The organism is Arthrobacter sp. I3 (assembly GCF_000520575.1).
Classification (GTDB): Bacteria; Actinomycetota; Actinomycetes; order Actinomycetales; family Micrococcaceae; genus Arthrobacter; species Arthrobacter humicola_A.
The window spans coordinates 39977-49151 of sequence record NZ_KI914921.1 but is presented as its reverse complement, the minus strand read 5'-3'; the positions used below and the strand labels follow the sequence as shown (position 1 = coordinate 49151).

The 9175-nt window shown below is 69.8% G+C and carries 6 protein-coding genes; 3 read left to right on the top strand and 3 right to left on the bottom strand.

The window, feature by feature from the left end:
* Nucleotides 1-1167 (top strand): TIGR01906 family membrane protein (locus tag Y706_RS24785; protein WP_043435886.1); only part of this gene is annotated, 1167 nt, incomplete at its 5' end.
* 20 nt (nt 1168-1187) lie between these two features.
* Here Y706_RS24785 and Y706_RS0110110 read toward each other — a convergent pair.
* Nucleotides 1188-3017: an AMP-dependent synthetase/ligase gene (locus Y706_RS0110110; protein WP_028276500.1), complete on the bottom strand. Its 1830-nt coding sequence runs from the start codon at nt 3015-3017 to the stop codon at nt 1188-1190.
* 61 nt (nt 3018-3078) lie between these two features.
* A complete protein-coding gene (locus Y706_RS0110105) occupies nt 3079-4836 on the bottom strand; it encodes a dolichyl-phosphate-mannose--protein mannosyltransferase (protein ID WP_028276499.1) in 1758 nt (585 codons plus the stop codon).
* Nucleotides 4837-5001: 165 nt separating this feature from the next.
* On the opposite strand from Y706_RS0110105, the gene rsmI reads away from it, so the two are divergent.
* Entirely contained in the window at nt 5002-5850 is an 849-nt protein-coding gene (gene rsmI, locus Y706_RS0110100) for a 16S rRNA (cytidine(1402)-2'-O)-methyltransferase (RefSeq protein WP_028276498.1), read from the top strand.
* Nucleotides 5851-6135: 285 nt separating this feature from the next.
* Nucleotides 6136-7635, top strand: coding sequence for an NAD-dependent succinate-semialdehyde dehydrogenase (locus tag Y706_RS0110095; protein ID WP_028276497.1), 1500 nt, complete (start codon nt 6136-6138; stop codon nt 7633-7635).
* Nucleotides 7636-7644: 9 nt separating this feature from the next.
* Here Y706_RS0110095 and Y706_RS28075 read toward each other — a convergent pair.
* Nucleotides 7645-9175, bottom strand: a 1531-nt coding sequence (locus tag Y706_RS28075) for a transglutaminase TgpA family protein (protein WP_043435874.1), incomplete at its 5' end; no start/stop codon positions are given.

The following is a 9175-nucleotide window of genomic DNA, read 5'->3' as shown; positions in this document are numbered from 1 at the left end:
GCAGCCGCCAGCAAGGCAGGGCCGGCCGCAGCCGCCGGCAAGACAGGATCAGCCGCAGCAGCGGGATCAGCTGAGGGCACGGCAGCGCCGTCGGCAGCGCCCACCGCCAGCCAGCCGGAGAGCCGCGCCGACCGCAAGGCGGCCGAGGCCGCCGCCACGGGGCCGTCGGATACTGCCCAGTCGGATGTGACGACGTCGAATGCTGCCACGTCGAATGCTGCCCCGTCGGATGACAAGGCGCGCGGGGCAGGAGCCGGCGCATCAGCCGGCGCACGTCCTGACATCGCCCCCGAGGACGAAGTCGAACGCCGCAACGCCGAACGCCGTAATGCCGAACGCGAGCAGGCGGCCAAGGCCAAGCCCGTCCTCCCTCGGGTGCTTCAGGTGCTGCTCGCCGTGTTCTACCCGGTCATCCTGCTGGTGCTCGCCGTCCGCGCCGTGACCAGCCCCCTGTTCCTCTGGGTGGAATACAACCGTCCGGGCTTCCCCGGTGACGGCTACGGCTTCAGCACCGATGACCGCATGACGTACGGCTCCTACGCGGTGGACTACCTCAGCAACTGGTCGGGACCCCGCTACCTCGGCGATCTTGTGGACCAAAGCGGGGAGCGGTTGTTCAAGGACGGCGAAGTCAGCCACATGGCCGACGTCAAGGCCGTGATCCTGTCCACTTTCGGCGCCGGTACCCTGCTGATCCTGCTGGGCCTGGTGGCCGTGATCTACCTCAAGCGCCGCCATAACGGGGGAGTCCGCCGCGGCTTGTTCGCTGGCTCGATCGTCACCCTTGCGCTCATCATCGGCCTCGGGACCCTCGCGGTACTCGGCTGGGAGCAGTTCTTCACCGATTTCCACCGTATTTTCTTCGCTAACGGGACCTGGACATTTACGCTTCAGGACACTCTGATCCGGCTCTTCCCGGGCCAGTTCTGGATGGACGCCGGGATCGTCATTGGAAGCCTCGTGCTGCTCGCTTCCCTGGGCACCCTCGTCCTGACCTGGCCCACGCGCCGGCGCCGCGGCCTCGGCAAGAAGGCCGCCGCCACGTCCAAGGGCACCGATACTGATGCCGGCGCCGGCACTGGCGCCACCGCCGAGGCTGCGCCCGCGGCAGACGGCACGGCCGGCAGCGACGCAGAGGGCCCGGCGCGCACCCGGCACACCGTCTGACGACGGGCCGGTTGGCGTTGTCAGCCGTAGATCCGGTTGATGTGCTGTTCGTAGTCCCGCACGACGGCGGCCCGCTTGAGTTTGAGCGAGGGGGTCAGGTGCCCTGATTCCACGGTGAAGTCGGCGTCCAGGATGACGAAGCTGCGGATCGACTCGGCCTTGGAGACCGTGAGGTTCGCGGCATCGATGGCTTCCTGGATCGCGGCGCGGACCGTATGGTCCGCGGCGGCTTCGGCCGGCGCCATGACGGGCACCTTCCGGGCGGCGCACCAGTTGCGCAGTCCTTCCGGGTCCAGGTTCACCAGTGCCGAGACGAAGGGCCGGCCGTCGCCAACGACCACGGCCTGTCCGACCAGCTGGTGCTCCCGGATCTTCTCCTCGAGCGGGCCCGGGGCGACATTCTTGCCGCCGGCCGTGACCAGCAGGTCCTTCTTCCGGCCCGTGATGGTCAGGAATCCGTCCTCGTCGAGGGAACCGAGGTCGCCGGTCCGGAAGAAACCGTCCACGAAGGCCTCAGCGTTGGCGGCCTCGTTCGCGTGGTAGCCCTTGAAGACGCCGATGCCCTTGACCAGGATCTCGCCGTCGTCAGCCACCCGGACCGTGGTGCCCGGCACCGGGATGCCGACGGTGCCCACCTTGGTCCGTGCCGGGGTGTTGGCTGTGCAGGGCGCCGTGGTTTCGGTCAGGCCGTAGCCTTCCAGGACGGGGATACCCACGCCGCGGAAAAAATGGGCGTCGTTGGAGCTCAGCGGGCTCGCGCCGGAGACCGTGTACCGCAACTGGCCGCCGAAGGCCTGCCGGAGCCGGGGATACAGGATCCGGTCGAAGACTGCGTGCCGGGCACGCAGCACGAGCCCCGGGCCCGTGCCGTTGCCCCGGGAGGCGGCGTCGAGGGCCTTGGAGTAGTCGATCGCGGCCGCCGCTGCGGCTGTGAAGATCCGCACCTTGCCGGCGGCGTCCGCCTTCTGCGCGGCTCCGGCATAGACCTTTTCGAAGATCCGGGGGACCACCAGCAGAAAGGTGGGTTTGAAGCTGTCCAGATCGTCCAGGAGCTCTTTGGCGCTGGCGGTGTGGCCGAGGGTGGATCCGGAGCTCAGGCAGACCACCTGCACCGCCCGGGCCAGGACGTGCGCCAGGGGCAGGAACATCAGCGTCCGGGAACGCGGCTGCATGAGGAGCTCGGGCAGGAACAGGACGATGTTCTTGGCCACCAGGGCAAAGTTGGCGTGGGTGATCTCGCAGCCCTTGGGCTTGCCGGTGGTGCCCGAGGTGTAGACCAGGGACGCGACATCCGCCAGGGACGCCGCGGTCCGGTGGCGTTCCAGCTCGGCGTCGGTCACCCCGGTGCCGGCAGCGGCCATGCTCGCCAGGTTCGGTGCGGCGCCGTCGTGCTCCATCCGCACGACGGCAACAAGCCGGTCACCGAGGACTGTGGAGGCGTCCAGGACGCCCTGGACGAGAGCGGCCCTGGCGTGGTCCTCGACGAACACCCGCCGGGCCCCCGAATCATGGAGAATCCACTCGACCTGGGACGCGGAGGAGGTCTCGTAGATCGGAACGGTGACGCCGCCGGCGAACCAGATGGCGAAGTCCACCACCGTCCACTCGTACCGGGTGGCGGACATGACCGCGACGGTTTCGCCCGGCGTGAGTCCGCCGGCGATCAGGCCCTTGGCCAGGGCAGTGACCTGCTCCAGGAAGTGCTGGACGGAGACGTCGGTCCAGCCGCCGGGGCCTTTGCGGGAGTAGAGGGCGTGCACGGGATCCTTCGCGTGCTGCTCCAGGAGCAGGTCAGTCACGTTGCTCTCCGGGTCCAGCTCCACGAGCAGTCCGGTGCTTGCTTCTCTCACAGCCGAGTCTCCATTTCCTGGTCCGCCCGGAGTTCGGCGGACATTCCCCTGCAATCCTGCCCTAGATCCAGGACGGCATCCACATCCGGATGCGCCAGTCCTGGTACGGGATCACCTCGGCCGTCCAGACCGGGTAGAAGAACGCGGACACCAGCACGGCCGCCACCACGAACAGCGCCACCAGGCAGAACCCGGACCGCCGGCGCCAGAGGGGGTCGGCGCGCTGGCCGAGCACCAGCCCCAGGCAATAGACGAGCGCCAGCACCAGGAACGGTTCAAAGGACACGGCGTAGAAGAAGAAAGTGGTGCGCTCCGGGTACATGAACCAGGGGAGATATCCTGCGGCCACTCCGGCCAGGACTGCGCCGGCGCGCCAGTCGCGGCGGCCCGCCCACCAGAACAGCAGGACACCCAGGCTCACGGCCGCGCTCCACCAGATCAACGGGTTGCCGACGGAGAGGATGGCGGTGGTGCAGTTGGTCAGCTCGCAGCCCGGGGTGCCCTGCCCGGGGGATTCGTAGAAGAAGGACGTGGGCCGGCCCATGACCAGCCAGCTCCAGGCGCTGGCCTCGTAGGGGTGGTCGGCACTGAGGCCCTGGTGGAACTTGTAGGCCTCCAGGTGGTAATGCGCCAGGGACCGTACGGCGTTCGGCAGCCAGCCCCACTCCGCCGAGGGGTTGGCGTCGGCCCAGTGCCTGAAGTAGGCGTCCGTGGACCGGAACCACCCGGTCCATGTGGCGCCGTAGACCAGGGCGGCCACCGGAACGATGCTCAGGAAGGCCGGGACGCCGTCCTTGAGGATGCCGCCGCTGATCCAGGCATGCACGCCGGCTATGCGCCGCGCGCTGAGGTCCCAGAAGACGGTCAGCAGGCCGAATCCGGCCAGAAAGAACAGGGCGGACCATTTCGTGCCGACCGCCAGGCCCAGGCAGACGCCCGCCGCGAGGCGCCACCACCGGATGCTGAGCCAGGGCCCGGAGGTGAGCTGCAGCGCCGAGGGCCGCCCCGTGGCGGAGGCCGCGGCCTGCCGGCCGAGCCGGGCAGCGAGCCGCCTCCGGCCGTCGTCGCGGTCCATCAGCAGGGCCCCGAACGCGGCGAGGATCCAGAACATCAGGAAGATGTCCAGCAGCGAGGTCCGGGACATGACCAGGTGGTGGCCGTCCACGGCGAGCAGGATGCCGGCCACGGCACCCAGGGTGAGCGAGCGGAAGAGCTTTTGCGCGATCAGGGCCAGCAGGAGGATGGACAGTGTCCCCGTCAGGGCCGCACCGAACCGCCAGCCGAAGGGGTTGTCCGCCCCGAACAGCCACATGCCCGCGGCGATCATCCACTTGCCGACCGGCGGGTGGACGACGTACTCCGGCGTGTTCAGCAGCACGCCGGGGTTGCCGGCGATGAACGAGTCGTTCGCCCGGTCCGGCCAGCTGCGCTCGTATCCGCTGACCAGGAATGAGTACGCGTCTTTGACATAGTACGTTTCGTCAAAGACCAGGTTGCGCGGCGTGTCCAGCCGGACGAACCGCAGGACGCCGCCCAGCGCGGCCGTCAGGACGGGAATGAGCCAGTACCAGAGCCGAAGCGACGCCGGGTAGTCCCGCCAGCTCTGGAGGCCGCCGATCAGGCGCTCCCGGAGGGCCTCCGGGGTGTTGGCCTCGGCGGGGCGGCCGATCCAGCGGTGCCCTTCAAGGTTGCGGCCGGTGCTGAAGCGGTTCCGGTCCTTGCCGGCCGCCCGGCCGTCGGGACGGCCGGGACCTGTTGCCGGCGATGCATCAGGGCCAGTCTCGGGCTGCCGCGTGGGGGTCTGGGTCACGTTGCCCATGCTACCTTTCGCAGCTGTGCTCGCAGGCCCCCGCCCCGGCGGCAGTAGGCTGGTCCTGTGGACCACGAACCCAGCCCTTCCCCCCTTCCTCCCCTCGATCCTCCCTTCGACGGCGATGACGCCGCCGCCGTTCCCGCCCCTGATTCGGCGTCTGTTTCCGCCGCTGTGTCCGCCTCCGGCGGGCCTGGCAGGATCGTCCTCGCCGCGACGCCGATCGGCAATGCGGGCGATGCCTCGGCGCGGCTCGTGGAGTTGCTCGCGACGGCGGACATCGTCGCCGCGGAGGACACCCGGAGGCTGCACCGCCTCGTGCAGAACCTCGGCGTCACCGTGGCGGGCCGGATCATCAGCTATCACGAGCACAATGAGGCAGCCAAGACGGCTGACCTGCTGGCGCAGGTCCGGTCCGGCAAGACCCTGGTGATGGTGACCGACGCCGGCATGCCCTCGGTCTCTGATCCGGGGTTCCGGCTGGTTGAAGGCGCCGTGGCGGCCGGCCTCACCGTCACCGCCGCACCCGGACCCTCCGCCGTGCTGACCGCCCTGGCACTGTCGGGCCTGCCGACGGACCGGTTCTGCTTCGAGGGCTTCCTGCCGCGCAAGGCCGGTGAACGTTCCTCGCGGCTGGCGGATCTCGACACCGAGCGGCGCACCATGGTGTTTTTCGAGGCGCCGCACCGGCTGGAGCCCATGCTGAGGGCCCTGCGGGAGAGCTTTGGCGCCGACCGCCGGGCCGCCGTCTGCCGTGAACTCACCAAGACCTATGAAGAGGTCATCCGCGGCACCCTGCGCGAACTGCTTGAATGGGCCGAGTCCAGCGAAGTGCGCGGCGAAATCGCCGTGGTGGTGGGCGGCGCCCCGGAACGCGAACCCGGCCGTCCCGAGGATCATGTGGCCGCCGTCAACGGGCTGATAGCCCAGGGCATCCGGCTGAAGGAGGCCGTCGCCGCAGTGGCCGAAGACGCGAAGGTCAGCAAGCGCGAACTCTATGCCGCGGTCCTCGCCGCGCGCTGAGCCGTGCGCTGAGCCAGGTGGGTGCCGGGCGGCGGGTTCCGGCGCGCCGCCGTGCCTCGGGGGCCAGAACCGGGCTCCACGCCCACGCAGAACGGTTGTGCAGCTGCACAGCATAGTTCGGATACAGTAGTGCGCGCATGCATAGACTTGCCAGTGAGCGCGGCAGTAGCGTGGCAGTAATCCAGACGCCCGTGCCTGCCTGTGGGAACGAGCGCCTACAACGAAAACTCATTCAAAAACTTGTGCCCACACTAGTTCAACCGAATTGCTGACGAGGGAGTCATTGTGACTGTAACTGCCCAGCCTATTGTTTCCGCGGACCGGGAGAGCGCCCTGCTGGCGTCCGTTCCGACGGGTCTGCTCATCAACGGCGAATGGCGTCCGGCCGTGTCCGGGAAGACCTTCGACGTCGAGGATCCCGCGACCGGGAAGGTCCTGCTCAGCATTGCCGACGCCGGTCCCGAAGACGGCAAAGCGGCCCTGGACGCGGCCGCCGCCGCGCAGGAGTCCTGGGCCAAGGTCCCGGCCCGGGAACGCGGCGAGATCCTGCGCCGCGCCTTCGAGCTGGTGACCGAACGGGCCGAGGACTTCGCGCTCCTGATGACCCTGGAGATGGGCAAGCCGCTGGCCGAGGCCCGTGGCGAGGTCACCTATGGCGCCGAGTTCCTGCGCTGGTTCTCGGAAGAGGCCGTCCGCGCGTTCGGCCGCTACTCGGTCTCCCCGGACGGCAAGTCCCGGCTGCTGGTGACCAAGAAGCCCGTGGGCCCGTGCCTTTTGATTACGCCGTGGAACTTCCCGCTGGCGATGGCCACCCGCAAGATCGCCCCCGCGGTCGCGGCCGGCTGCACGATGGTGCTCAAGTCCGCGAACCTGACCCCGCTGACCTCCCAGCTGTTCGCGGCCGTGATGGTCGAGGCCGGCCTGCCCGCCGGTGTCCTGAACGTCATCCCGACCTCCACGGCCGGCGCCACCACGGGTCCGCTGATCAAGGATCAGCGCCTGCGTAAGCTGTCCTTCACCGGTTCCACCGAGGTCGGCCGCCGGCTGCTCGCTGATGCGTCCGAGACGGTGCTGCGGACCTCGATGGAACTGGGCGGGAACGCCCCGTTCGTGGTGTTCGGGGACGCCGACATCGACGCGGCCGTCGCCGGGGCGATGCTGGCGAAGCTGCGGAACATGGGCGAGGCCTGCACGGCGGCGAACCGGTTCATCGTGCACGAGTCCGTCGCAGCGGAGTTCGCGGAGAAGTTCGCCGCGAAGATGGCGGAGATGACCACGGCCCGGGGCACCGAGGCCGAGTCCAAGGTCGGCCCGCTGATCGATGCCAAGAGCCGGGACAAGGTCCACGAACTCGTCACCGACGCCGTGAACTCCGGTGCTGTCGCCGTGACCGGCGGCTCCGCCGTCGAGGGCCCGGGCTACTTCTACAAGCCCACGATCCTCACCGGCGTGAGCGAGGGCAGCCGGATCCTGTCCGAGGAAATCTTCGGGCCCGTCGCCCCGATCATCACCTTTGACACCGAGGACGAGGCTGTCCGGCTCGCGAACAACACCGAATACGGGCTGGTGGCCTACGTCTTCACCCGGGACTTGAACCGGGGCATCCGGATGGGCGAACGGCTCGAGACCGGCATGCTGGGCCTGAACGCCGGCGTGGTCTCCAACGCTGCCGCCCCGTTCGGCGGCGTCAAGCAGTCCGGCCTGGGCCGCGAAGGCGGCCTCGAGGGCATCGAGGAATACCTCTACACGCAGTACATCGGCATCGCCGACCCCTACGCCGGCTAGCCACACCAGCTACCCGCGACGCACCCGGCGGACGGAGTTGCGGATCTTCCCCCAGGATCCCGCGAACCCCCGCCGGGTGCGTAGTGCTGTCCGGGAGAGGAACCCGCGGGGCAGCCGGAGGGCCCGCCGCCAGCCGGCCATGACCGACGGCGGCAGCCAGGCCGCGCGCAGCCGGACCAGGAAGCCGGCGTTGGCGCGCAGCGAGGCCTGCACCAGGGCGATCCTGGCAGCGGCGGAGTCGGCCGGATCCGCGGAGCCCGCGGTCCGCGCCGGGCCGGCCAGGCCGCCCGGGCGGCCGTACTGCTCACGTTCGAAGTCCTCGGTCAGGGCCGCCGCGGCCCGCTGGCCGGGCCCGTCCGCACCGCCGGGTTCCCCCAAAACCGTCGAGGCGCGCAACCGCTCGGAGAAATTCCGCGGCGTTTCGCTCGCTCCGGGCGCCACCCCGTAGTCCGTGGCCAGATCCCGCAGTTCCGCCCAGGCCGGCAGCGCCGTCCCGGTCGTGACGCCTGGATTGCCGCGGGCCGCCGTCCTCAGCCTGCGGCGCCGCACGCCGCTGCGCACCAGCCGCGGGGAGGCCACCAGCAGCGCCAGCAGCAGCACCGCGGCAACACCGTACAGCGCCTGTGCCGCCTGGGCGCCGCTGGGCGCCGGCGTGCCCGCTCCGGGAAGCGGGACCGTGCCGGGGGCCGGGAACGGTGCCTGGGTGGAACCGTCACCGGGGGTCAGGGCGTCGTTGCGGTCGTTGGTGCTGGCACCGCTGCGTGCGGCGGCATCCGTGGCGTACGCCGGAACGACGCCGCGGGATGGCGTCGGCTCAAACGCGACCCAGCCGACGCCCTGGAAGTAGAGCTCCGGCCAGGCGTGGGCGTCCCGGGCATCGACCTCGAACTCCGGAAGCGGGCCCTGGCCCGAGACCGCCACCGTCGCCCCGGTGGGGCGCCCCGGCGCGTAGCCCACGGCGATCCTGCTCGGAATGCCCTCCAGCCTGGCCATCACGGCCATGGCGGAAGCGAAATGAATGCAGTAGCCGCTCTTCTGGGTCAGGAAGTCCGCCAGCACGGACAGGCCGTTGCCGTCGTAGCCGCCCTGCACGGGGGACTGCAGCGAGTAAGTGAACTCGGCGGAGCGCAAATACCTCTGGATGGCCATGGCCCGCGAATACGGCGAGTTGGCACCCGCCGTCACAGTTTTAGCCGTGCTGCGCACAACCTCCGGAACATTCGACGGTTCCCGGAGGAACAGTCCGGGGACACCGCGCACCTGCCCGGAAGCGCCCGCCAGCAGCGCTGCCGTGAGCTGCGGAGTGACGGACGAGACCACATATTGCTGGTCGCGGGAATTTGTGTCCACACCCTTGATGCTCAGCGTGGCGGGGTCCCAGCTCCAGCGCCCTGAGAGGCCGTTGACAGCTTCCGGCGCATACGGCGCGGGCAGGTACGGGCTCGTGTACTGGCCGGTGTTGACGGCCGTAATCACGCGGAGCTCGGCCGGGGCGGTCTCATGCCCGGCCTCGAGCCGGCCCGTTCCCGGCTGCCGGCTC

What these genes read in the sequence shown, in the direction of transcription:
- Y706_RS0110105 (WP_028276499.1), bottom strand. Translation starts at nt 4,836, where the DNA reads ATGGGCAACGTGACCCAGACCCCCACGCGGCAGCCCGAGACTGGCCCT.